Source organism: Pseudomonas sp. H3_C08 (assembly GCF_054669455.1).
Genome location: NZ_CP162803.1, coordinates 1602771 through 1626931, shown reverse-complemented (window position 1 = coordinate 1626931; position 24161 = coordinate 1602771). Strand labels below are relative to the sequence as shown.

General features: G+C 58.8%; 20 protein-coding genes. 7 read left to right on the top strand and 13 right to left on the bottom strand.

Annotation, left to right across the window (positions count from 1 at the left end):
* Nucleotides 1-3: 3 nt before the first annotated feature.
* The 7 genes from AB4N74_RS07490 (at nucleotide 4) to AB4N74_RS07460 (ending at nucleotide 8930) form a co-directional block, all read left to right on the top strand.
* Nucleotides 4-882: a LysR family transcriptional regulator gene (locus AB4N74_RS07490; RefSeq protein ID WP_460099094.1), complete on the top strand. Its 879-nt coding sequence runs from the start codon at nucleotides 4-6 to the stop codon at nucleotides 880-882.
* A 136-nt stretch (nucleotides 883-1018) separates the two neighbouring features.
* Nucleotides 1019-1207 (top strand): hypothetical protein, encoded by a 189-nt coding sequence (locus AB4N74_RS07485; RefSeq protein ID WP_186624177.1) that lies wholly within the window; start codon nucleotides 1019-1021, stop codon nucleotides 1205-1207.
* A gap of 168 nt (nucleotides 1208-1375) precedes the next feature.
* Nucleotides 1376-3760, top strand: coding sequence for a DUF3772 domain-containing protein (locus tag AB4N74_RS07480; protein ID WP_460099091.1), 2385 nt, complete (start codon nucleotides 1376-1378; stop codon nucleotides 3758-3760).
* 324 nt (nucleotides 3761-4084) lie between these two features.
* Nucleotides 4085-5194 (top strand): hypothetical protein, encoded by a 1110-nt coding sequence (locus tag AB4N74_RS07475; RefSeq protein WP_460099089.1) that lies wholly within the window; start codon nucleotides 4085-4087, stop codon nucleotides 5192-5194.
* A gap of 35 nt (nucleotides 5195-5229) precedes the next feature.
* A complete protein-coding gene (locus AB4N74_RS07470; RefSeq protein ID WP_460099086.1) occupies nucleotides 5230-6222 on the top strand; it encodes a trypsin-like serine protease in 993 nt (330 codons plus the stop codon).
* Complete coding sequence (locus tag AB4N74_RS07465) at nucleotides 6210-8342, top strand: S8 family serine peptidase (protein WP_460099083.1); 2133 nt, start codon at nucleotides 6210-6212, stop codon at nucleotides 8340-8342. The genes AB4N74_RS07470 and AB4N74_RS07465 overlap by 13 nt, the downstream gene beginning before the upstream one ends.
* Before the next feature lie 126 nt (nucleotides 8343-8468).
* Nucleotides 8469-8930 (top strand): DUF3574 domain-containing protein, encoded by a 462-nt coding sequence (locus tag AB4N74_RS07460; protein ID WP_460099080.1) that lies wholly within the window; start codon nucleotides 8469-8471, stop codon nucleotides 8928-8930.
* Between the two features lie 149 nt (nucleotides 8931-9079).
* Here AB4N74_RS07460 and AB4N74_RS07455 read toward each other — a convergent pair whose 3' ends face one another.
* The 13 genes from AB4N74_RS07455 to AB4N74_RS07395 all read right to left on the bottom strand — a co-directional run bounded on the left by AB4N74_RS07455 (nucleotide 9080) and on the right by AB4N74_RS07395 (nucleotide 24150).
* Complete coding sequence (locus tag AB4N74_RS07455; protein WP_460099077.1) at nucleotides 9080-10480, bottom strand: APC family permease; 1401 nt, start codon at nucleotides 10478-10480, stop codon at nucleotides 9080-9082.
* Nucleotides 10470-12857, bottom strand: a complete 2388-nt coding sequence (locus tag AB4N74_RS07450) for a TonB-dependent receptor plug domain-containing protein (protein WP_460099074.1) — start codon at nucleotides 12855-12857, stop codon at nucleotides 10470-10472. Before AB4N74_RS07450 ends, AB4N74_RS07455 begins: the two co-directional genes overlap by 11 nt.
* A gap of 453 nt (nucleotides 12858-13310) precedes the next feature.
* Complete coding sequence (locus tag AB4N74_RS07445; RefSeq protein WP_093433440.1) at nucleotides 13311-13976, bottom strand: sulfite oxidase-like oxidoreductase; 666 nt, start codon at nucleotides 13974-13976, stop codon at nucleotides 13311-13313.
* Nucleotides 13977-14134: 158 nt separating this feature from the next.
* Entirely contained in the window at nucleotides 14135-15190 is a 1056-nt protein-coding gene (locus tag AB4N74_RS07440; RefSeq protein WP_093433443.1) for a substrate-binding domain-containing protein, read from the bottom strand.
* Nucleotides 15191-15213: 23 nt separating this feature from the next.
* Complete coding sequence (locus AB4N74_RS07435; protein ID WP_460099070.1) at nucleotides 15214-16239, bottom strand: ABC transporter permease; 1026 nt, start codon at nucleotides 16237-16239, stop codon at nucleotides 15214-15216.
* Nucleotides 16232-17788, bottom strand: coding sequence for a sugar ABC transporter ATP-binding protein (locus AB4N74_RS07430; protein WP_460099068.1), 1557 nt, complete (start codon nucleotides 17786-17788; stop codon nucleotides 16232-16234). The genes AB4N74_RS07435 and AB4N74_RS07430 overlap by 8 nt, the downstream gene beginning before the upstream one ends.
* An 8-nt stretch (nucleotides 17789-17796) precedes the next feature.
* Nucleotides 17797-18468: a methionine ABC transporter permease gene (locus AB4N74_RS07425; protein WP_093433452.1), complete on the bottom strand. Its 672-nt coding sequence runs from the start codon at nucleotides 18466-18468 to the stop codon at nucleotides 17797-17799.
* A complete protein-coding gene (locus AB4N74_RS07420; protein ID WP_093433455.1) occupies nucleotides 18465-19265 on the bottom strand; it encodes a methionine ABC transporter ATP-binding protein in 801 nt (266 codons plus the stop codon). Before AB4N74_RS07420 ends, AB4N74_RS07425 begins: the two co-directional genes overlap by 4 nt.
* Nucleotides 19262-20071, bottom strand: a complete 810-nt coding sequence (locus tag AB4N74_RS07415) for a MetQ/NlpA family ABC transporter substrate-binding protein (protein WP_093433458.1) — start codon at nucleotides 20069-20071, stop codon at nucleotides 19262-19264. The genes AB4N74_RS07420 and AB4N74_RS07415 overlap by 4 nt, the downstream gene beginning before the upstream one ends.
* Nucleotides 20072-20098: 27 nt before the next feature.
* A complete protein-coding gene (locus AB4N74_RS07410; RefSeq protein WP_093433460.1) occupies nucleotides 20099-21145 on the bottom strand; it encodes an isopenicillin N synthase family dioxygenase in 1047 nt (348 codons plus the stop codon).
* Nucleotides 21146-21640: 495 nt separating this feature from the next.
* Nucleotides 21641-22558 carry a catechol 1,2-dioxygenase gene (catA, locus tag AB4N74_RS07405; protein ID WP_460099063.1) on the bottom strand — a complete coding sequence of 306 codons (918 nt, stop codon included), beginning with the start codon at nucleotides 22556-22558 and terminating at the stop codon, nucleotides 21641-21643.
* A 164-nt stretch (nucleotides 22559-22722) separates the two neighbouring features.
* Entirely contained in the window at nucleotides 22723-23013 is a 291-nt protein-coding gene (catC, locus tag AB4N74_RS07400) for a muconolactone Delta-isomerase (protein ID WP_257358368.1), read from the bottom strand.
* 15 nt (nucleotides 23014-23028) lie between these two features.
* A complete protein-coding gene (locus tag AB4N74_RS07395; protein WP_093433469.1) occupies nucleotides 23029-24150 on the bottom strand; it encodes a muconate cycloisomerase family protein in 1122 nt (373 codons plus the stop codon).
* Nucleotides 24151-24161: the final 11 nt, after the last annotated feature.

The following is a 24161-nucleotide window of genomic DNA, read 5'->3' as shown; positions in this document are numbered from 1 at the left end:
TGAATGATCAAAGAACTGAAGACACTCATCGCCGTAGCACGCGAAGGTACTTTCGCTGCAGCCGGCAACAGGATCGGCCTCACGCAGGCTGCCGTCAGCGCCCAGATCCAGCGCCTGGAAGCCGAACTCGGCTTCGAGCTTTTCGACCGAAAGGGGCGCTCGGCACACCTCAACAGAATGGGCCACCAGATACTGCTGCAAGCGCAAGAACTGCTCAGGCTCTACGACAGCCTCGGCTCGACAACGGTGGGGCTGCCGCCCAGCGTGCTGGTCAACATCGGCGCCATTGCGTCGGTGCAGCGCTCTTATCTACCCGATGCACTCGCGAAGTTTCACCAGCACTGCCCGCAGTGCAGATCCCGGATCGTTCCGGGGTTGTCGATGGAACTGGTCAACCTGGTGGATGCTGGCGAGATCAACATGGCCGTGATCATCCGACCCCCCTTCTCACTGCAAAGTGATCTGCGCTGGACCACGCTGGCGCTGGAGCCTTACCGGTTGATCGTGCCACGCGATGTGCCGGGCGATGACTGGGCCCAATTGCTTTCCAGCCAGCCATTCATTCGATACGACCGCTCCTCTTTCGGAGGCAGGCAGGTCGACCGCTTTTTACGGCAGATGCATTTCACCCTGCACGAGGTCTGCGAGCTGGATGAACTGGAGGCAATTATCAAACTGGTCGAAAACGGTGTCGGCGTGGCGCTGGTGCCGCAGACGGCGCCCGACTTTGCCTGGCCTGCCGGCGTCCGGGTGCTCGACCTCGGTCAGCACACGTTCCACCGTGATATCGGGCTGGTGCACCGATCGCGCCAGACCTTCACCGAACCTGTACGGATGCTGGCCGAGCTGATCAGTGCGCAGGTCAAGATCGGCTATGACTGAGTGCAGGGTTGCGCCTTCACAAAGCACAGCCATTAACCGCATCAATAACAACCATTGATTCAATGAAGTTCTCTTATCAATAGCACGGCGTAACATCGGCTCCAGACCTGACCACTACCCCAAGGAGCACACACTCATGAAACGCCAAGCCCTTCTCAGCATCGCTTTCTCATTGTTCGCCCTGAACGCTGTTGCCGCTCCCGCGACTCAAACCGATCCGCTGTTCAGCGACGCAGTAGCCGCCGCCACCCAGACTGATCCGCTGTTCAGCGATGCCGTTGCCGAAGGGGGTTCCGACCGTTTGCTCGAACGCCGCGCCGTCTGAGTGCAGCGCTTTACCGCCGTCACCGAATAAAGGCCCGACCTCACCCGTCGGGCTTTTTGCGTCTGCAAGTTCTGCTCACCTACCCTGCTCTGCCGGAAACTTTTCCTCGCCAATCGCCTCGATCACCTAACCTCATAGACTGTGTGATCCATTCGAGCCGCCTCACCCATGCGCAACACATTGAAGTCGTTGTTTTTTGTTGCATTCATGCTGCTGGTTGGCGGCAGTCCGACGCTATTGGCCGCCGACTTGCCGCCGCCGGCAACCACCGCCGCCGCGCCGCTGCCGGTGATTTCACAAAGCGAACTGCAGGCGCTGCAACAACGCCTCGACGGCCTCAAGCAACAGATTTCCGCGGCGAACAATTACAACCAGCTCGAAGGCCCGCAGGATCGGGTGCAGGCGTTCATTCTGGATGTCGATCGGTTGTCGACGGCGTTGTTGCCGCAGCAGGCGCAACTGGCGGTGCAGTTGGGGGTGCTCGGCGCGGCGCCGGATGCTGATCTGGCGGCGGAACAGGCGGATATCGTAGTGCAACGGGCAGCGCTGGCAGAGCAGAAAAGCAAGGTCGACGGAACCCTGAAGAGCCTGGCGGCGTTGAAGCAGAGCGCGGCGGACCTGATTACGCAGATCGCCGGCATTCGTCGCACGTTGCTCGAGAGCGAGTTGACCTTGGGCACTGACAGCGTGCTGAGTCCGAGTTTCTGGTCACCGCTGGTGAATCCGACCGACGATGATCGTCAGCGTCTGCGTTTTTTCGTCGATCAAGTACGTGATACCTGGGCCACGGTTTGGGCGCCAGGCGAACGCCTCTTCACCAGTATCCTGGTGCTAGTGGCGCTGATCATCTGGACCTTCGGTCGCCGGCTGGCCGAACGCGGTCTGACCTGGGTGTGCATTTACCGCATGCCCGAGGGACGTCTGCGCCGCAGTGCGCTGGCGTTCGCCTCGGCGCTGGCGACCATCGCCACCACCGCCATTGCCCTGCAATTACTGTTCTACGCCTGCACCCGTCATCAACCTTTGCCACCAGTGCTGGAAACCTTCTCCGAAGAGTTCGAAAAGGTCGTCTATGCCTGCGTACTGCTCACCGGGTTGAGTCGCGCGTTGCTGTCGACCGAACATCCCTCGTGGCGCCTGCCGGCGATTGCCGATCAGGTGGCGCTGGCGCTCAGGCCCTACCCGCGCATTCTGTCCTGCACGTTATTGGTGCTGGTGACGCTGGTGCAGGTGAGCAATGCCACCGGCATGAGCAGCCAGATCGTGATTGCCGGACGCGGGGTCATTTCGATCGTTGTGCTGGCGATCGTGACGGTCCTGTTGTTGCGCGTCGGCAAAGTGCGCAAGGCGCTGGTCGCGGCCAATGATGCGGCAGCAGCGAACAGTACGTTTGCCGGGGTGATTTACACCATCGCCAGCGTCTCGATGTTTGTCTCGGCGATTGCCTTGCTCGCCGGCTACGTGTCGCTGGCGCGATTCATCAGTTATGAGTTGGTGTGGGCCTACATCGTCTTGTCGGGTTTCTACCTGCTGATCCAGTTGATCAAGGACGCCTGCGAGCACGTATTTTCACCCAGACATGCGAGCGGCAAGGCGCTCAAACAGTTATTGGGCATCGGTGATCGCCGCCTCGATCAGATCTCGATCCTGCTGTCCGGCTTCAGTCGGGCCGCGCTGATGCTGCTGGCGGTGATCGCTCTGTTTGTCGGTGGCATCGGCACCACGCTCGGGCAACTGGCGAGCAACATCATGGCGATCCTTGGCGGCGCCGGGTTGCGCAAGCTGAACATCGTCCCCGGCCACCTGCTCAATGCCGTGCTGGCGCTGATGATCGGCATCTGGCTGATCCGCGCCCTGAGTCGCTGGCTCGACAACGAGTTCCTGCCCAGGACCGACATGGACCCCGGCATGTGTGCCTCGTTGAGCACGCTGTTTTCCAACATAGGTTACGCCTTCGTGATTCTGCTGACGCTGTCGTCGCTGGGCGTGCAGTGGACCAATCTGGCGTGGATCGTCAGTGCGCTGTCGGTGGGCATCGGCTTCGGTTTGCAAGAGATCGTGAAGAACTTCGTCTCCGGCCTGATTCTGTTGACTGAACGACCGGTGAAGGTCGGCGATCTGATCAGCATCAGCGGTGTGGAAGGCGATATTCGCCGCATCAATGTGCGCGCCACGGAAATCCAGCTCAGCGACCGCTCGATCGTCATCGTGCCCAACTCGCAACTGATCTCGCAGAACCTGCGCAACGTCACGCTGGGCGGCAGCGCGCAAGGCGTGGCGTTGCTGGAACTGGTGTTCCCGCTGGACATCGATCCCGAAGAGGTCAAGGACCTGTTGCTCAACACGTATCGGGAGAACGAAACCATCCTCGATAAACCGGCACCGTTCGTGCGCTTCAGCAAATTGTCGCCGGACGGAATCACCTTGACGGTGACCGGGTATGTAGGCAGTCCGAGAATTGTCGGGGTGGCCAAAAGTGATTTGTTGTTTGAAATTCTCAAGCGTTTGGGGGCAGCGGAAATTGCGTTGGCGAAACCGCCGACCACCGCATGATTTTTGTTTGAGCATGGGTACTAGCTCTTTTACCGCCTCTGCGAGGACCGCAAATATCGCCATTTTTAATAAGCATTATTTCTAATAAATAATAATGGCCACTGGACAGTTCAGGGGCAGCGACTAAAGTTCGAAACATCATCAGGACTCAATGAAATTCAGCAACCTGTACAAAACTTTTTAGTTGTACACCGACAGGGCATGTCGTTCGGGCATTCAACAGAATGCGAATCCCTAAAAACCAACAAAACGGATTCTTCCCTGACACTAAATGTGTCGCGGGTTGCCGACCGATGACGTTCGCGCATCGCCCAGGAGGTTAGCGTGAAAACTATTTTCCCTCTCATTTCTGTATTAGCTCTTACCGGTTGTGAAACGGTGGAGATGCAATACACAGATCCGGCACCTCAAGGAAAATTCGATGAAGTAGAAGCTCAGGCGAACGAGCATTATGAGTACTTTGTCTTTCCAAAAACTTATATTCTCGTTACGCCGATCGCAGAGGTTACGAGCAAGGAAACGCCTGCCCAGGAACAATCGGCAGCAGGTAATAACAAGGAAAAAAACAAATCCACGGAAAAGACGAGTAACGTAAAAACTAAAACCGGCTCCACCGCCGAGAAAAAAAACGAAACCTCCGAAACGCCGTCGAAAGACGCCACGCCTTCGCCACCCACCCTCTCCAACGGCTTGGCAACAGCTGTCATTGATCGTCGTAAATGGGAGGCCAAAGTCGTGCAGCTTCCCGATGATAGCCAAGCCATGGCGGTTAAAGGCTACTCAGGGTTCTGGAAGTCGACCGCCGTGGGAATAACCAAGTATCAAAATACCGATATGGTGTCGTCGGTTAGTACCAAGGCCGAGAATCTGGTACCGAAGCGGCTAGGGCAAATAGCGTCGGTTGTTGCCACGGCAATGCAGATTGGTGCATTAGTTGTGAGTCGCGAAACGTCTGAACAAGCAGTCGATCTTGAGCCTTTTGTTGCTGATATTTCCAAACCGTCCGGGAGGATAAATAGTGACTGGACATATACATTCAAATACGACAACCCAACCCCTCCCGCAGGAACTGTAACTCTGCAAAGCTTCAGAGAAAAAGCAATGAATCGTAAAGTCCCGTACTGGCCAGTACCTGCTTGCAGAAGTGCAACACTCGAAATTATCAGAAAATCTGACGGTTCAAAATCTGCGTTCCACGTCACCGTATCCAACCTGGATGCCGTGCGCCTGCAACCTTTATCGATAGATGGAAAACTTGAACTCGGCTCAACTTGCAGTGCAACCGTGTCAGGCGCCACCACCGCGGATGGTTTCTCAACTTTCTCCGATGACTTCCAAGCTGTTAAACAGTTAATCGAAACGATCAAGGCTGCAAAGAAACCAACTGATGCCGATGCGGGTCAGGAAAAAGCGCCTTCCAACGCAAAAAAATAACGTTGTAAACATGGCGGGGTCATTGGAGAAGGATCATGTACAGAGCGAAGCTGACTTCGTCGGCTCAAACAGTCTTGTTCATCGTATTGAATGCGCTCGCTAGTGGTGCAGGAGCTCTACAAGAGTCATCCGACCCGACAGAGGTTGTCTTTAAAGCATTCGCAGAGCACGGCGTCGAAGGCGATATCCAACTGGTCAACGGCGTAAAGGCCAAGCGGCAGGATTGGCCCACTATTCTGAATGCCCGGCTTTCGCCGCCGGGGAACAAGCCGGCGGTAACCTGTACCGGAGTGCTCGTTGGGCCGGGGGTTTTTCTGACGGCTGCACATTGTTTCGATTCAGGGCTGGAGAGGCCGATTCGTTCTGTGGTGTTTCTGGATATCGGGGGGCAAAAGCTGCCGGTTTCATGTCGAATATCCGACGAATACTCCAAGGCAATACAGGAAGGTGGATGGCGAGGTAACGAACCTCGTGTCAGTCAGGATTACGCATTGTGCAGCTTCAAACTCACTGAGGTGTCGCCCGAACTCTTCAACCAACTGCGCTATGAAAATATAGATAGCGCCAGCAACCTGAACTCCGGCACTAGCGTCCTGATGACAGGATTTGGTTGCTCTGACAGTGCGATCCTCCTCCACCCGAACACTGACTTGAAACTGGATGGGTTACTTCGCATCGGTGATGCACAAATTCAGTCTGCAGGCAGTGACGGTCAAGAGTTTTCAAAGCAGTTTGCGAGTATTCAATCACCGCTCAACAGTGCGCCTGCGCTTTGCCCCGGAGATTCGGGTGGCCCATTGTTCTCCGGCGTGACAACAGCCACGCAGACCCAGCCAAGAAAAGTGCGTGCCGTGAACTCTACTGTTGAAGTGATTCCAGGCAAGGCCGGCGCCGTCGCCATTTCCCGAGTAGCGCCGCTTGCCACCGACTCGTTCAGAAAGTTTGTGACAACCTGGCTGGCCACCGATAAGCAGAACGTAATTTGTGGGTTCAATCGGACCCCAGGGTACAAACCATGTCGAGATTGACTCGAGTTGCCTTTCTATTGACCTCTCTGACCACCTGCTGCGGGGTTGCATTGGCGTCAAGTGCTGTGCCGGACGCAGAGAAACGAACGTTCGCCGTTCGTGCCGCCGGGCCGGTCTCGGATGATTATCTGAGGGCGTTCATGGGCTTGGTCGATGCAAAACAATTGCCAAGAGAAAACTATCCGGATCTCAATCAACTAAGCGCCAACCAGATTATCTCGGTGCTGTGCGGTTCCTTTAATCAGGCCTATTGGGACAAGTTGCAGGAGATGAACCAGCCTGTAGGTTTATCACCTGATCCGAATGCCATCATCGGTGACCTTGCGTACAAGATGAACTGGCCTGCTTGCCTTATCGTGGATACAAAACCCGCCCAACCTTACACCGTGAAGCCTGGAGATACCGCCTTCAACGTTTACAAGAACTTGACCGGGGCGCCAGGTGAAAGTCAGGTTGTCGACGAATATTTCCAGTCATCAGGCATCCACAATCTGAACAAACTAAAGCCCGGTCAAACACTCGTCCCCAATCACATCACCACCGCGACAGTGGTCCATGCTTCGTTTTCACCGGACAACCTCAAATCAAAACTGAGCACTTACAAGACGTCAAACGTTGTCAAGATATCCTTCGACGAGTCCTTGCCCGCTACATCGCCTGCCGAGCCCGGAATGCCTGAGTTCCAGATTGCAGCCGGGAAAACTCAGTCGTATAAAAACCCGCCTGAGTGCGAGGATCCCTCTGCACCTGCCGAGTCATTCAACAGTTTGTGGTTGTCAAATGCCTATAAGGACTCTCTGCAAGCGGTGAGACTGTTGAATCTGGATCAGTCTTTCACCAGAGTTGCCATTGCAGACAATGGTTTTTTTGGCGCGAACCTGGTTGCCGGCAAACTCGTTTTTGGCTCTCATTTCCCCTCCCGTTTTTTCATGAACAAGATGACTGGAGGAACGGGCATCATCGGTCCGATGACCATGAGCGGTAAGCAGATTTATCCAATCAACTATTTAAACGGAAAAACAAACGCATCCATCGTAAGCGGCCATGGGACGCACGTTACGGGACTGGTGTTAGGCGGCAGCAGCTTTCAGCCCTATCTTTCTGTGTTTGATCGTCCCGGAGGAGGATCCTGGTTACGGCTGTGGATTGTGAATGTCGGCAATGGCGAGGAAACATTGATCCCCAATTCAACCAGCGAATTGAGTCAACAACTCAATCTACTGAACAATAGCGTTATCAACCTCAGCCTGGAATACGATGCCGGCGCCGGCTCGAATTCGAATCAGATATTTTTACGTCTGGTAGAGAGCAACAATCTGTTTGTTGTTTCCGCAGGAAATGATGGAAAAGCCGACGTCAGCGACGCCCCCTACTACCCGGCAGCATTTGGCGGCCTATCACAGCGCAACGTCATATCAGTTGCGGCCCATAAACCTGATGGTGAGTTAGCAGCTTTCAGTAATCGCAGCGCCACCAGAGTCGACCTCGCCGCCCCAGGATGCGATCTTTCATCTTGGCTCAATGACAGCGAAAAAATCACTAAAGTAAGCGGTACGTCCCAGGCTGCGGCACTTGTGACGTTCACTGCGGCGCTACTGAGATCGCTCGATAACATGGCGTCTGTTGAAATCAAAAACAGATTGATGGTCAGTGGAGATCTACTGAAGAAAAGCCCGCATCAGAGTGCAAAGAACACTCCGGACCCAGGCGAAGTGCTATCCCGATCAAAATTGAATGCGGCTCGGGCGCTTTATGTATTTGACGATTACGTCAAATACACTTCACATGCGGACGGTACCGTGCATGAGGTTTTAGGTGAGTTCCTCGGACTGCCGAATTTGAATTGCGCACAACCCGTGTCACTCGAAAATCTGTGGGCTGTCAAAGCGTCGGAAGACGGTTTCTGGTTCTACAAAGGAAAGAAAACGCCTCTGGAAGTCGTTTTAGCCCCCTGCCTCGCAAAAGCATCAACAGATGCCGTATTGAAAATAAAAATCCGTGCCGAGTTGAATGCGGATGGTGTGCCGGTTCCCGTGGCAGATAGTCCGGTTCTCGACGTGCAAGCCACTGAGCTGAACCTTCTGGTTACCGCAAGCAGACCTTACAGACAGTCGCTGTAGGTGAATCAAGGCGATAGACGGAGTTATTCCCGAAGCGCCTAGCCGCCTGCTTTTTAGGTCTTTATTGGCCGGTAAACCGCAACCTTATACTTGTGCGGTTCACCTAACGATCAATAAGGATGTTCCATGCCTCAACGTCTTTTACTGGCGGCCTTGTTTTTGGCCGTCGCCGGTTGTGCCAGCCCTCCTCCTGCGTCCATTCACACCCATGATCCCGCCAGTTCGACCCTGCAAGGCGATGCCTCGCGGCCGGCGCAGGCGCAGTGGATTCGCACCGAGTTGTACTTCTCCGTGGGTTCGATCGATGGCAAGGAAGGTGCGGTCAGTCCGGCGCGCTGGCGCGAGTTTCTTGATCAGGAGGTGACGTCGCGATTTCCTGATGGTTTCAGTGTGTTCGATGTGTATGGGCAGTGGCGGGATAAGGGCGCGAAGGAGCCTGAACGCTTGAGCACCAAGGTGATTGTGATCTTGCATGAGAACAGCCCGAAGAATGCGGGCAACATTGAAGCGATTCGCCTGGCTTACAAGCGTATTACGGGGGACTTGTCGGTGCTGCGGTTGTCGCAGCCGGCGGAGGTGTCCTTCTAGAATCAGAAGCCCCTCACCCTAACCCTCTCCCAGAGGGAGAGGGAACCGATCCGGGAATATTGGAGATTTACGCCGACCTGAGCATGGCTCACTGAATCCGAAATCGATTTCGATCAGTATTTGCTTCAAGCCATAATCGATTCGGTCTTTCAGGTCGATGTATCACCCAAGACACCGCGGTCGGCTCCCTCTCCCTCTGGGAGAGGGCTGGGGTGAGGGTCTGCCTTCAAGCGACTCAATCCAGCCAAAAGCACCACACCCACCAGCAACACCGCAATCCCGAAAAACGCCCCAAACCCCACCACCGTCACGCTGGAATACAGCATGTACAGGCACAACCCGAAGAACAGCAGCGGCAACAGCGGATACAACGGCACCTTCACCGGCCTCGGCACCTCGGGAAAGCGCCGTCGCAGGATGATCAGCGCTACGCTGCTCAAACTCAGAAACAGCCAGTACACCGGGGTCAGGTACTCGACCATTGTGTTGAAACCGCTCTGGGTAAAACTGCCAAACAGCACCAGCAACAACGCCACCGCACCTTCCGCCAGCAGCGCTTTACGCGGTACGCCATGCCGATCGTCCCATTCGCCGAAACCGCGCAGTTGCGGCACATCACGCGCGGCCGCGTAAGTGGTGCGCGCGCCGACCAGCAGGGTCGAATTGATCGTAGCGATCGCGGCGATGCCGACCATCAGCAAAATCAGCATGACACCGGGCGCACCGAATGCACGGTTCAACAACTCAACCGCCGGTGCATTGCTGGCCGCCAGTCCGGCGAATCCCAGCCCCTGAACGAACGCCCAATTGAGCGCCAGATAGATCGCCATCAACACGCTCAGCGCACCGAGCATGGCGATGAAAATCCCCCGCCGGCCATCACGCACTTCCGCCGGCAACGTCGCCGCATCGCTCCAGCCGCCGAACGCCAGAAAGACGAAAATCATCGCCGCCGAAAACCCGGCCATACCGGTTTTTTCCGCGACGGGCGCAAGACTCGGCGCAGGCGCTTCGATGCCTTGCCAAGCCAAAAAAACGCCGGCACTGGCAATGCTCAAAAAGCCCAGTGCCAACAGTCCCACCAACAAGGTCTGGGTGATAAAACCAATGCGTTTGCCCGTCAGATTGAGCAACACCAGCGCGGCAATCACCGCCCCGGCAAACAGCCCCGAGCCGTACTGACCCAGCGGCACCACCGCGTTGACGTAATCGGCAAACATGAACGCCGACAAAGCAATCCACCCGGTGTGCATCACCGTAAACCGCGACCAGGCGAACAAGAATCCCATGCGCTCGCCATACACCGTGCGCAGAAAGTGATAATCGCCGCCCGGGTGCGGAAACGCCGTGGCCATCTCGGCAAAACACAGCGCGCCAATCATCGACGCGACACCGCCCAGCACCCACACCAGATAGAAATGCTCTGGCCCGACGTTGAGGGCCACGGTCGGCGCGGTTTTCAGAATATCGGTGGTGATCACCATGCCCAGCGTGATCAGCAACGCCTGAAACACCGGCAGGTGCCGCCCCGGCCCTGCGTCAGAAACCATAGGTGGCGCGAGCGTAGTAGTAGGCCCCGTTGGTGCCGATTGGCGAGAGCACGTCGTACGGCAGGTTGCCGCCGTAGTTGATCGCCGAACCGGAGCGTTCCGGGTAGTTGTCGGTGAGGTTGTTGCCGCCCACGGCAATGTTGAATTTCGGAGTGAATTTGTAGGCCACCTCGGCGTCCAGTTGCCACACGGCACCGTAGGTTTGCTCCGGTTGCGAGTCGCCGAAATCGAACACGCGGGTGGTCTCACCCTGGCGCGTCAACCGCCCGAGCAGGCCCCAGTGTTCACTGGCCCAGTTGGCGGAAAAGATGAAGCGATCCTTTGGCGCCGCGTCAGTCAGGGTGTTGGTTTCTTCGACGCCAACGAGGGCGTCATTGCCGATGCCCAGCGCCGTCAGTTGCGACGGCGTGCCTTTGGTGCTGGTGACTTTGGTGTGGTTGTAGGTGTACGCGGTGGTCAGACCCAGTTGCCCTTCGTAAAACGGCTGATGGTAGTTGAGCACCAGTTCGGCACCGTCGGTGCTGGTGTCGGCGGCGTTGGTGAAGAAGCTGACGTCGTGCACGCCAGCAACGCCGAAGTTGTCGTTGATGTAGTTTTCCAGCGCATCGCTGCCAATGCGTTGCGACAGGGTGATGCGGTCTTTGACGTCGATGCGGAACACGTCCAGCGAGGCGTCGAAGCGTTCGTTCAACTGGAAGGTCAGCCCGAGGCTGAAGTTCTTCGAGGTTTCCGGATCAAGCTTCTCGGCGCCCAGTGCGCGGGCGATCGGGTCGTTGACCGAGAGCACGCGGATGTCAGTCAGCGTGCCGCCATCGCCGAAGTTGCTGGTGGTGTTCTGGAAGCCGCTTTGGGCCAGCGACGGTGCGCGGAAGTTGTTCGATACCGCACCGCGCAAGGCCCATTGCTCGGTGAGCTTGTAGCGACCGCTGAGTTTGCCGGTGAGTTTGCTGCCGGCATCGTCGTAATGTTCCCAGCGGGTCGCGGCGTCGACGAAGAAGCGATCAGTGAGATCGCCGGACAACTCGGCGTAAGTGCCGAACACGTTGCGATCCAGATCCGACTCTTCGCTCGGGCGCAGGCCGTTGGCGCCGTCGGCTCCGGAGCCGATGTAGGAGGCCTCGTCACCGGCATAGGTCAGGTAGTTTTCATAGCGGTATTCGCCGCCAACCGCCAATACAAAGGAGCGCTCGCCGAGACGCAGTTCGCGGCTGAAATCGAGGTTGGTGGTGGTCTGGCGCAGCTCGTAATCGCCAGTGTCGAACTTCGTCGGCGAGTCTTCTCCAAGGCTGACGTTCAGCGTGCGCCGGGTCGATCCATCGAAGCGGTTGCGACCGTGGGTGACGCTGCTGTCGAAATCCCACTCGTCACCGATCAGGCCCTTGAAACCGGCGGTGGCGGAGATGTCCTTGTTGTCGCCGAGCGATTGCGGCAAGTAGCCGTTGGGGTAGAACTGCGGCTGTTCGTACGGATAGCGATAGAACTCGGCGCCGGTGGTGTGGCGCTGGTTGTAAGTACCGAAGCTGTAAGCCTTGCCGCCGGCCAGCGGCAGTTCGCTGTTGAACCAGAGGTTGACGTCCCGCGCGACGCCGTCGCCCATCACATAGTTGCGCTGGCCGGGGGTATCGGCAAAGCCGTCAAAACCGGCGCGGTTGGTCGGGTTGCGATCCTTGTATTCGGTGCCGCCACGGATAAACCCGCCCTCCTCACCTAAACGCGTGCCGATCTTCGCCGTGGTCACGCTGTTCTGGCCGTCGGTGGTGGTCTTGCCGATGGCGTCCTGATGGGTGTGATAAGCGCCATAACTGGTCGACACTTCGCCGCCCTCGGGCGCGTCGTCGAGGATGATGTTGATCACCCCGGCAATCGCATCTGAACCGTACTGCGCGCCGGCACCGTCACGCAGCACTTCGATACGTTTGATAGCGCTGAGCGGGATCGAGTTGAAGTCGACCGGCGCAGTACCGCGACCAATCTTCGACGAGTCGTTGACCACCGCTGAGGTGTGGCGGCGCTTGCCGTTGACCAGCACCAGCACCTGATCCGGGCTCATGCCACGCAGTTGCGCCGCGCGCACATGGTCGGCGCCGCCGGAGTTGGATTGGCGCGGTAGGCTGAAGGATGGCAATAACGTCTGCAACGCCGCGCCCAGTTCACCATCAGCGGCGCCGGCGGATTTGAGGTCTTCGGCGGTGAGCACATCGACCGGAACCGGCGAATCCAGCACGGTACGCGAAGTACCCCGGGTGCCGGTGACCAACACCGTGCCGAGTCGGGATTCGCTGTCGGCGCTGACGGAAGTTTCTTCGGCGTTGGCCGGAAGTTGCCAAATAGCGGACACGACAGCGGCCGCCAGTAATGAACGGGAACGGTAATGCATATAACAGCTCCTTGAATCGCAGTTAATACCCGGCCGTTACCGACAATAAAGTTCGGCAAGCAATGCGCGGCAATGTCTGCTGTAGTTTTGGATTTCTGGAAGGCAGTGAAGCTTTTTTACGGTGAATTGCAGTTTCCCCAGCGTGAGACGTTTCCCCTTGAAGCCCGATGCTAGACGAGCTTCAGTTGATCGCAAAAGAACCAATAACGCTTAGGTTAGATCGCTCTAAAGGATTGTTCTTAGTTCAACATAAGTGTTGCTTAGCCAACACCAGAACCAACTAACCTACAACTAAGCAAGGTGCGGAACACATCCCCCCCTGTGGGAGCGAGCCTGCTCGCGAAAGCGCTGGATCAGTCACCAAAGAGGCAGCTGGCCCGGCCCCTTCGCGAGCAGGCTCGCTCCCACAGGTTGATCGTATTTCAATGTTTGAACAGGTTGCGTCTAGAAAACTTAGTCGAACTCTTTTTCCAGCCAGGCATCCTCGGCAATATCCAGTTCATCACCACTGAAACGCTGTTCGGCAAACGGATCGGCGTGCAGATGAAAGCCATTGCGCTCCCAGAATCCCGCTTGCTCCTGCTCGACGAATTCAAGCCCGCGCAACCACTTCGCGCTCTTCCAGAAATACCGCCCCGCCACCACCAGCCGCAGTGGCCAGCCATGTTGCGCGCTCAGCGGCTGGCCGGCGTAGTGGGTGGCCAACAGACTGTCGGGGGGTAACAGATCATCGAGTCGCAAGTTGGTCTGGTAATCGGGGTCGGCATGAGCCATGACGAACGCTGATGTCGGCTGGATATCGAACGCCTGCAACAAATCCTGCAGATGCACCCCACTCCACTCGGTGTCGAACTTCGACCAGCGTGTCACGCAATGGATGTCGCAGCGCAGTTGTCGTTGCGGCAGTGCCTGCAGATCGGCATAACGTAATTCGATTGGCTGGTCGACCGTGCCGAACAGGCGCAGCGACCAGTTGGCGAGGTCGTATTCCGGTATTTCACCTTCGTGCAGGATTGGAAAACGCTCCGTCAGCACTTGGCCTGGGGGCAGTCGTTTACCGAGCGCCGGATCAGTTTTCGGGGAACGGCTTTTGCGTAAGCGGTCAGCTTTGTTGTGCATGTAAGCTCCAGAACTCCCTCAGTTTGCGCAACTACACGTGACCCCTGTGGGAGCGAGCCTGCTCGCGAAAGCGCTGGGTCAGTCAACAGAGATATCAACTGATCGGACCTCTTCGCGAGCAGGCTCGCTCCCACAGGGGCGACGTCGTGGCAAATGTTCTAGTTGGCCACCGGGATCCACGACGCCCGTGCGACATTCGCGGTATCACCGAAGGCCGGGAGTTTCTGCGCCAGATCACGCACGTTTTTCACATCCAGATCCAGCAACTGTTGACGAGTAATCAGTGTCGGCGGTACCAGCACCTGATGCCCCGGATTTTCCCCGGCAATCAACATCGCCAGACTGCGCACACTGATTGCCCCGGCCACTTGCGGATTGACCGCTGCCGTCGCCGCCCAGGCGCTGTCCGGCTCTTTCATGATTTGAATATCGGCAGTGGAAATATCGGCGCTGTAGATCTTGACCTTACTCGCCAGCCCCGCTTCGTCGACGGCGATTTTTGCGCCTTTGGCGAACTCATCGAACGGGGCAAAGATCACGCTGATGCCTGGATTGGCTCGAAGCACGGCGCTGGCCTGATCCGCCACGGAGTTGGCAATCGGCGGATTCAGTGTGCCAAAGCGTGCCTTCTCGACGATCCCCGGATTGGCTTTCTTGACCTGACTCCAGATCTCGTCGCGGCGCTCCATCGGCGTAAAACCGCTGATGTACACGTAGCCGGCATCAAACTTTGTGCCGTTGTCCTTGACGGCTTGATCGAGGGCCAGACGCGCCAGCGCATGGTGGTCCTGCTCGACCTGGGTCACTTGCGGGGTGTTCAGATCGACATCGAAAGCGACGACTTTGATGCCTTTAGCGATAGCGCGATCAATCGGTGCTTTAAGGGTTTCGGCCAAGCCGAGTTGGACGATGATGCCGTCGACGCCCAGATCGACTGCCTGATCGATCATCTCGCCCTGACTCGCCGCTTGCTGCCGGGCATCGAATACCCGCAGGTTGGCACCCAGTGCTTCGGTCTGTTTTTCGACGCCGCGCAAATACGCCTCGGGGAAGTCCCCGGAGAACAAATACCCCACCAGCGCGATCTGCACCTGACCTTTGTCGAACGGTGCGGGCGCGCCGGGCAAGGCTTTGGCCTGCGCGCTCAGCGCCAATGCCGAAAGCAGCGCACCGGCGAGGCAGTGACGGGCGAACTGTGTGATTGAACCGTGCATACAACTTCCTTGCATAAAGCGGCTCAACGCGCCCGATGCGCGAGGCCGAACGTGAACATCAGGGCCAGCACCAGCACCAGTCCCTTGACGAAATCCTGCGCGTAATACGGCGCGTTGAGCATGGTCAGACCGTTGAGCAACGCCGCCACCAGCAGCGCGCCGACCAGGGTGCCAAAGGCGTTGGGCTTCTTCGCGCCGAGTACGGCAAACCCGATCAGCGCCGCGCCGAGGGCATCCAGCACCAGACCGTTACCGGAACTGACGTCACCACGGCCCAAGCGCGCCGCGAGCAACAATCCACCCAGCGATGCGAGCGACGCCGAGAGCACGTAAGCCAATAACTTGAAGCGCTGCACCGGTGCACCGGCCAGTCGTGCGGCTTGCTCGTTGCCGCCGATGGCATAGAACAAACGACCAATGCGCGTGCGCTCGAGAAACAGCCACACTGCGATCGCGACCACCGCCGTGATCAACACCGGAATCGGCACCACCTCCCACAACCGCCCACGCCCCAGCGCCAGAAACGCAGCACTGAAGGTACCTTCGGTTTCCTCACCGCTGGGCAGCGTCATGCCTACCGCAATCGAGCGTCCGCCGGTGGGAATCAATTGCACGCCGATTACCAGAAACATGCTGCCCAGCGTCGCGAGAATGTCCGGCACCCGCAGTTTGACGATCAGCCAGCCGTTGAGCAGGCCGACCAGCGCCCCACCGGCCAGACTGATCAACACCGCCGGCACCGCGCCCAAGCCGAGCACGACCATCACGTAACTGGCGATCATCAGGCTCATCGCCGCCACCGCGCCAATCGACAGATCGAGGCCGCCCACGGACATGGTCAGCGTCACGCCCAACGCCAGCAGCGCGACAATCGACACCGATTGCAGGATGCTGAACAGGTTGCCGACGCGCAGGAATGCCGGCTCGGACACACTGAAAAACACCACGATCAGCGCCAGCAGCCACAGCAGGCCGTAGCGGATCAATACGTGCAGCAGACGTTCGGCGCGTGCCGACTCGGTCGATAACAGTGAACTTGAATCAGGCACTCGCTCTGCTCCTTGGCGTGGCTTGAGGGGAATGTTCGGTGGCGTCGCTGCCGGCCAGTGCAGCGACCAGATCAGCACGATTGAGGCCGGCACGCGGGTACACGGCGACCACGGCGTGATCGCGCACCAGCAGAATGCGGTCGGCAATTTCCAGGGCTTCATCGACGTCGGCGCAAATCACTAAAGTCGCGCGCCCCTCGGCGCTGTCGCGCAGCAGTTGGCCGATGTCGCGGCGGGCGCGCACGTCAACGCCTTGAAAGGGTTCATCAAGGATCAATACCCGCCCTTCGCCGAGCAGCCAGCGGCCGAGCACGACTTTCTGCTGATTGCCGCCCGATAGCGCAGTCATCGGCACATCGATACCGACAGTCTTGATCCCCAGCGCCGCCACTTGTGCCTCGACCGCTGCTGCTTCGGCGCGGTTGCGGATAAAACCGCCGCGGGTGAAGCGCTCGAGAAACGGCAAAGTCAGGGTGCGACGCAAAGAGAAATCCGGCACCAGCGATTGACTGGCGCGATCTTCGGCCGCGAAGAACACCCCGCTTTGAATGGACTGGCGTGGCGAGTCCGCACGCCAGTCCGCGCCATCCAGTTGCAAGCGGCCCGAGGACGCTTTACGCAGACCGAACAGCACCTCGGCGATTTCGCTTTTACCGGCACCCAACAGCCCGGTGAGCACCACCACTTCATTCTCGTGCAGGCTCAGATCGAACGCGGCGGAGCGCGGCAGGATTTGCATGGCGCTGATTTTCAACACCTCGCGCCCGGCCACGCTTGGCTGATAAACATGCTCGGCCAGCGCCTGCCCGAGCATGGCGCTCACCGCTTCCGGCAATTGCCGCGCCGTGAACTCGCCCGCGAACTGGCCATCACGCAGAACGATGGCGCGATCCGCCACGCGTTGCAGGTCGGAGAGTCGATGGGAGATGTACAGAATCGCCACACCGCGAGTGCGCAAGGTGTCGATCAATCCAAACAGCCGCTGCGCCTCGGCATCGGAGAGCGCGGCGGTCGGCTCATCCAGAATCAACAGGCGCGGCTGCAACGCCAAGGCTCGAGCGAGCACCACCAATTGCCGTTCGGCCTGACCGAGATGCTCAATCGGCTGCTCCAGGGGCAAGGTCAATCCCAGCCCGGCGGCGATGCTCGCAGCGCGTTCCAGCAGGCGTTGGCGATTGAGCCAGAAGTCCGCGTCCGGCTTGCACAGTTCATCGAGCAGGAGGTTTTCCGCGACGCTCAGACCCGGTGCGATGCCCTCGTTGATCTGTTGGTGCACCGCGACAATACCGAAGCGTCGCGCCGACAGCGGCGAACTGAAATGGCGTGGCGCGCCCTCCAGCCAGATCTCGCCAGCGTCGGCAGTCTGGCTGCCCGCGAGGATCTTCACCAGAGTCGACTTACCCGCACCATTGGCGCCGAGCAGCGCCACCACTTCGGCGGGATAGATGTCCAGGCTGACCGCGTCCAGCGCCCGGCTCGCGCCAAATATTTTGCTTAGCTCACGTACACGAATCAGCGGTTCGCGGACGACGACGACCGGCACACTCATACAATTCCTTAGCGGCGATGCGCCAGCGAACGAACTAATCGATCACCCAGGCTTTGCACGCCTTGGACGAGGATCACCAACACCACCACCGTGGCAACCATCACTTCATTATTGAACCGCTGATAGCCGTAACGGATCGCCAGATCACCGAGCCCGCCACCGCCGATCACGCCGGCCATCGAGGAAAAACCGATCAGCATCACCAGCGTCAAGGTGATCCCGGCCAACAACGCCGGCAGCGCTTCGGGTAGCAACACCTTGAAGATCACATGACAGATGTCGCCGCCCATGGCGAGGATCGCTTCGATGCGCCCCTTGTCGACTTCGTCCAGAGCGTTTTCGACGATGCGTGCGAAAAACGGAAACGCGCCGATGGTGATCGGCACCACAGCGGCGGTGCTGCCCAGCGTTGTGCCGACCACCAGCCGCGTCAGCGGGATCAGGGCGATCAGCATCACCACGAATGGCAGTGAACGGCCGAGGTTGACCACGCCACCCAGCACGGCATTCAAGCGTGGCATCGGCAGCAGTCCGTCGCGACGACTGATGAACAGCAACACGCCCAGCGGCAAACCGATCAGCAGCGTGAACAGCCCCGCGAGCAGGACCATGTACAGGGTTTCACCGGTGGCGTTGAACACCAGTTGCAGGATTTCATCCCAATTGACCGTGCGGTTCATGAGTGCGCCGCTCGTACGCCGTATTGTTTTAGAAAACTCAGGCCCGGCTCAGCGTGGCCCAGCGGCAAACCGCAGGTCGGTCGCAGCGAAGCGCCCAGTTGCGATTGCGCATCGGCCAGCAGCCGTGGCACCGGCCCGGCCTCGACCAGACGTCCATTGGCCATGAACGCGGCGTGATCGCAGATCGACTTGACCACGTCCAGTTCGTGGGTGATCAACACGATGGTCACGCCCAGTTGCCGATTGATATCGCGCAGCAATTGCAGGATCGATTCGGTGGTTTCCGGGTCGAGCGCACTGGTGGCCTCGTCCGAGAGCAAATACGCCGGCTCAGCGGCCAAAGCGCGGGCAATGCCGACGCGCTGTTTCTGCCCGCCGGACAACTGCGAGGGAAAGGCCTGCGCCTTGTCACTCAAGCCAACCAGCTCGAGCAGTTCGCGAACCCGCACATGGCGCCACGGCTTGCCGACTTTGGCGATCTCCAGCGGCACCGCGATGTTGTCGAACACCGTGCGCGAATGCAGCAGGTTGAAGCCTTGGAAGATCATGCCGATGCGCTGACGCTGCTGGCGCAGTTCGCTGACCGGCAGCGTCGTCAGGTCGATGCCATCGAGCAGAATGCGCCCACTGTCCGGTCGTTCGAGCAGATTGAGGCAGCGCAGCAACGTCGACTTACCCGCGCCGCTGCGCCCGAGAATCCCGTAGACCGCACCGTCGGGAATGCTCAGCGAGACCTGATCGAGTGCCGGTTGCGCGGCCGAAGGATAAGTCTTGCTCAACTGCTCGACGGCGATCATGGCTTGCCGCCCGCCACCGGAATCACCGAGCCGGCGAAGTTGTCGGTGATGTATTTGGCGACCTCGGGCGATGTCAGGTCCTTGGCCAGTTGCGCGATACGCGGGTCGTGTTCGAGCTTGGGTGTGGTCACCAGAATGTTGGCGTAGGGGTTGTGCTCGGCTTTCTCCAGACCCAAGGCATCCTTGGCCGGCACCAGGCCTGCGTCGAGCGCGTAGTTGCCGTTGATCACGGCCAGATCGACGTCGTCCAGCGAGCGCGGAATCTGCGGCGATTCGATCTCGAGAATCTTCAGTTGTTTCGGGTTTTCGGCGATGTCCTTGGGCGTCGCCTGATCGGTCGCCGGATCGTTGAAGCCGGGTTTGAGCTTGATCAGACCGTTGTCCTGCAACAGGTACAGCGCGCGGCTCAGGTTGGTGACGTTGTTGGGCACGGCGACGGTGCCTTTTACCGGCACGTCGGCGAAGCTTTTGTGCCGGTGCGAGTAGATGCCCAAGGGCTCGATATGCACCGTGGCGGCCACCGCGAGTTTTTCGCCGAGGGCCTTTTCCTGGGATTTCAGGTACGGCAGGTGCTGGAAGTAATTGGCGTCGACATCACCGTGTACCAACAGCTCATTGGAGTTCACCCCGTTGGGGATCTCGATGACTTTAAGATTTAGCTGCGGATCGATTTTCTGGATGTACGTCAGAATCTGCGCGTGGGGCACCGGATCGGCGGCGACGCGCAACGGCTCCAGCGCCTGCGCACCAAACGACGTCACCAGTGCGCCGAGCACGGCCAGGGTCAAACCTGCTTTCTTGATCATGTGCGGAGTCCTTGAGCGGTGGTTGAGTCATGCGGATTTACGAACGGGCGGTGGCGGCAGCAGTGCATCGGCGTAGAAGCGCTGCGCGACATCCGGATGCGAGCGCAAACGACCCTTGAGGTAGTTCCAGCCGACATCGCGAAACAGCGGATTGAGCGGATCACTCGCCGGCCCGCGCGCCTCGCGCAACAGTGCGGTGGGCAGCGGATACAGCGGCACCACGGCATCCAGTTGCGCGCCAAGGAAGAACGCGACAGACAGGCGTTCGCTACCCGCCGGTGGCGAAACCACGCGATGTACCGTGGCCCGCAGATAACCGTTGCTGGCCAGTTCGAGCAATTCGCCGATGTTCACCACCAGGGTGTTCTCGCGTGGCAACGCATCGATCCAGCGGCCCTCTTCGATTTCGACTTGCAGACCGGCCTGTTGGTCTTGCAGGAGGAAGCTGAGGAACCCGGAGTCCTTGTGTGCGCCGACACCTTGGTGGCTTGACTCGCTGGATTGACCGGGATAACGCATCAATTTGATGTGTTCGTTGGGTTTGTCGCCGTAGAGCTGATCAAACGCATCGGCGCGCAGCGAGAGTGCCTGAGCGAACGCTCGCAGCAGGCGCAACGACATCCGCGTCATCGCCTCTTGCCATTCCAGCAGCAAAGGTTTCAGTTCCGGCAGTGCCGCCGGCCATTGGTTGGGGCCTTGCAGCCGCGCCCAGGACGGGCTGTCCGCCGTCAATGGCAACACCTCGCGCTCGGCGCCCAGATCGAACTGTTCACGCAGATCGGGCTGGCCACGGGTGATCTCCGAGGCGGCACGGTTGTAACCGCGAAAGTGCGGTGAATTGATCATGCCGACGGCGTTTTTCTCGCTGTCGGGCAAAGCGAAAAACTGGCGGGCGTAGGCCTGTACCTGCTTGAGCAAAGCGCTGTCGATGCCATGCCCGGTCAGGTAGAAGAACCCGACGTCACGGGCGGCATCGCGCAGGTTTTCAAGAAATTCGTAGCGCTGTTGCGTCGTGCCTTCGAACAGCGACAGGTCCAGCGTCGGTAATGCGGTGATGTCGAGGGTATGCGGCATGATTCACTCCCGTGTGAATCAAACCTGAAGAACCTGTGATCGATTCAGCATGTGCCGTCATGGCAATCGGGGGTCTATCGGTTTGATGCGTTTTGATTCGTCGTTGCGACAAAACTAAACGATCTTAAAAATACGTAGCCAATATCTTTTTCGCATTACCTTAGGCCTGATTTCCCCTCACCCCAGCCCTCTCCCGGAGGGAGAGGGAGCCGACCGAGGTGTATATCGCGATACATCGACCTGAACGACCGAGTCGATTATGGATTCGGCACAAACTGTTCAGGTCGGCGTAGCACTAAATATCGACTCGGTCAGTACCCTCCCAACCCTCTCCCGGAGGGAGCCGACCGAGTTGTTTAGCGTTATGCATCGACCTGAACGACCAGGTTGGATTCGGTACAAAACGTTCAGGTCGACGTAGCACTCAAGATCACCCCGATCAGTCCCCTCTCCCTCTGGGAGAGGGCTAGGGTGAGGGGCACTGACGACTCGGTATCAAGCGTCTTGCAACGCACGCGGCCGTTGGCTGCGTTGTTCGGCACTGGCGTCCGGCGCCGGTTGCAGTTGGAAGTCGAACTTCAGCTCGGCATAACGCCCCGACACCGCGTCCGCACGGAACACCACCTCCCCGACCAAGCCTTCACGGGTCGCGTAGGCGAAGTCATCCCACAGGTATTGATCACCCGACAGATTGATCTGCGTGGTCAGGTGCCGATGCCCCGGCGCGCTGATAAAGAAATGCACATGGGCCGGACGCTGGCCATGGCGGCCGAGTTGGTTCAGGCATTCCTGGGTCGGCCCTTGCGGGTCGCAGCCGTAGCCGGACGGCACGATGCTGCGAGCGCGGTAGCGGCCTTCGGCGTCGGTGATGATGCGTCGACGCAGGTTGTACTCAGACTGGCTCGGGTCGAAAAACGAATAGGTGCCCTTGGTGTTGGCGTGCCACAGGTCAACGGTGGCGCCGGACAACGGCTGGCCATGCAGATCGAACACCTGGCCTTCAAGGTGCATGACGGTGGCGACGCCCTCTTCGCTGCCGTCATCCATGCGGCACTCGCCTTCACACAGCGGCGCGCCGGCCACGTACAGCGGGCCTTCGATGGTGCGTGGTGTGCCGCCGGTCAAGCCGATCTGTGCATCCTTGGCGTCCTGCAACAGGTCGAGGAAGTGCTCGATGCCAAGGCCGGCGACCAGTAATCCCGCCTCCGAACGAGCGCCCAGACGGTTGAGATAGTCGACCGCTTTCCAGAACTCGTCCTCGCTGATTTCGAGGTCTTCGATGATTTTCGCGCTGTCCTGCAAGATCCGCAGAACGATGGTTTTCAGCCGGGAGTTACCCTCGTCGTTGGCGAAACCGGCGGCTTCTTTGAAGAAGGCTTGCAACTCGGCGGTGTGGGCAATTTTCACGGTCATGGTGGTTTACCTCATCTTGTTGTTTTGTTGGCGCAGTTCTTGAGCTCCATCACCGTCCCTTGTAGGAGTGAGCCTGCTCGCGATAGCGGTCTGCCAGTTGCCATCGATGCTGAATGACACACCGCTATCGCGAGCAGGCTCACTCCTACAGGGACCGGATTGGGTCAGCGGTCGTCGCTGTGGATCGACGACGGATGCCGGCACAGGCCGTCGACCTCGATGTCCATGTAGGGGAACAACGGCAAAAGCATCAACGTGTCGTGCAGCGCCTCGACGCTCGGCACATCGAACACGCTGTAATTGGCGTAATGCCCAGCGATGCGCCACAGGTGTCGCCATATGCCTTCGCGTTGCAGCCGCTGGGCCAGTTCCTTCTCGTCAGCCTTGAGCCGATTGGCCAGAGACGGGTCCATATCGATGGGCAATTTCACGGTCATTTTTACGTGGAACAGCATGGTGACTCTCCTGATTCAGTGGCGACGAAAACGCGCCAGACGCTCTTCGTCCAGCGTCAGGCCCAGGCCTGGAGTTCGTGGGACGTGCAAGTGGAAATCGCGGTACTGCGGCGTTTCGGTGACGATGTCTTCGGTCAGCAACAACGGGCCGAACAGTTCGGTGTCCCAGGTCAGTTGCTTGAGCGTGAGGAAGGCGTGCGCCGAAGCCAGCGTGCCGATGGAGCCTTCGAGCATGGTGCCGCCATACAGCGCAATGCCGGCGGCTTCGGCGATCTGCGCGGTTCTGAGCACGGCACGCGGACCACCGTTCTTGGCGATTTTCAGGGCGAACACACTGGCGGCGCCGTCGGCGGCGAGGCTGAAAGCATCCTCGACGCTTTCGATCGATTCGTCGGCCATGATCGGCGCCGGACTGCGCTGATTCAGGCGAATCTGCCCGGAACGGTTGACCCGTGAAATCGGTTGTTCAATCAGGTCGATGCCGTTGTCACCGAGCACCTGGCAGCCGCGAATCGCCTGGGATTCGTCCCAATACTGGTTAACGTCAACCCGCACACTGGCGCGCTCGCCCAAGGCTTTTTTGATCGCCACGACGTGCTTGAGATCCTGCTCCAGCGGGTTGGCGCCGATCTTCAATTTGAAGATGCGATGGCGACGTGCTTCGAGCATCTGCTCGGCTTCGGCGATGTCGCGGGCGGTGTCGCCGCTGGCCAGGGTCCAGGCCACTTCAAGGCTGTCTCGCACGCGGCCGCCAAGCAACTCGCTGACCGGCAAACCGAGGCGCTTGCCCTGGGCATCGAGCAGTGCACTTTCGATGCCGGACTTGGCGAAAGTATTGCCCTTGGCGATCTTGTCGAGCCGCTGCATCGCCGCGTTGATGTTGTTGGCGTCCATACCCACCAGCGCCGGCGCCAGATGCGCATCGATATTGGCTTTGATGCTTTCCGGGCTTTCATAACCGTAAGCGAGACCGCCGATGGTGGTGGCTTCGCCGATGCCTTCAATGCCATCGCTGCAGCGCAGTCGCAGAATCACCAGAGTCTGCTTCTGCATCGTGTGCATCGCCAGTTTGTGCGGGCGAATGGTCGGCAGGTCGACGATGATCGTCGTCAGGTTTTCAATCAGAATTCGCTGCATGTCTGTGTCCT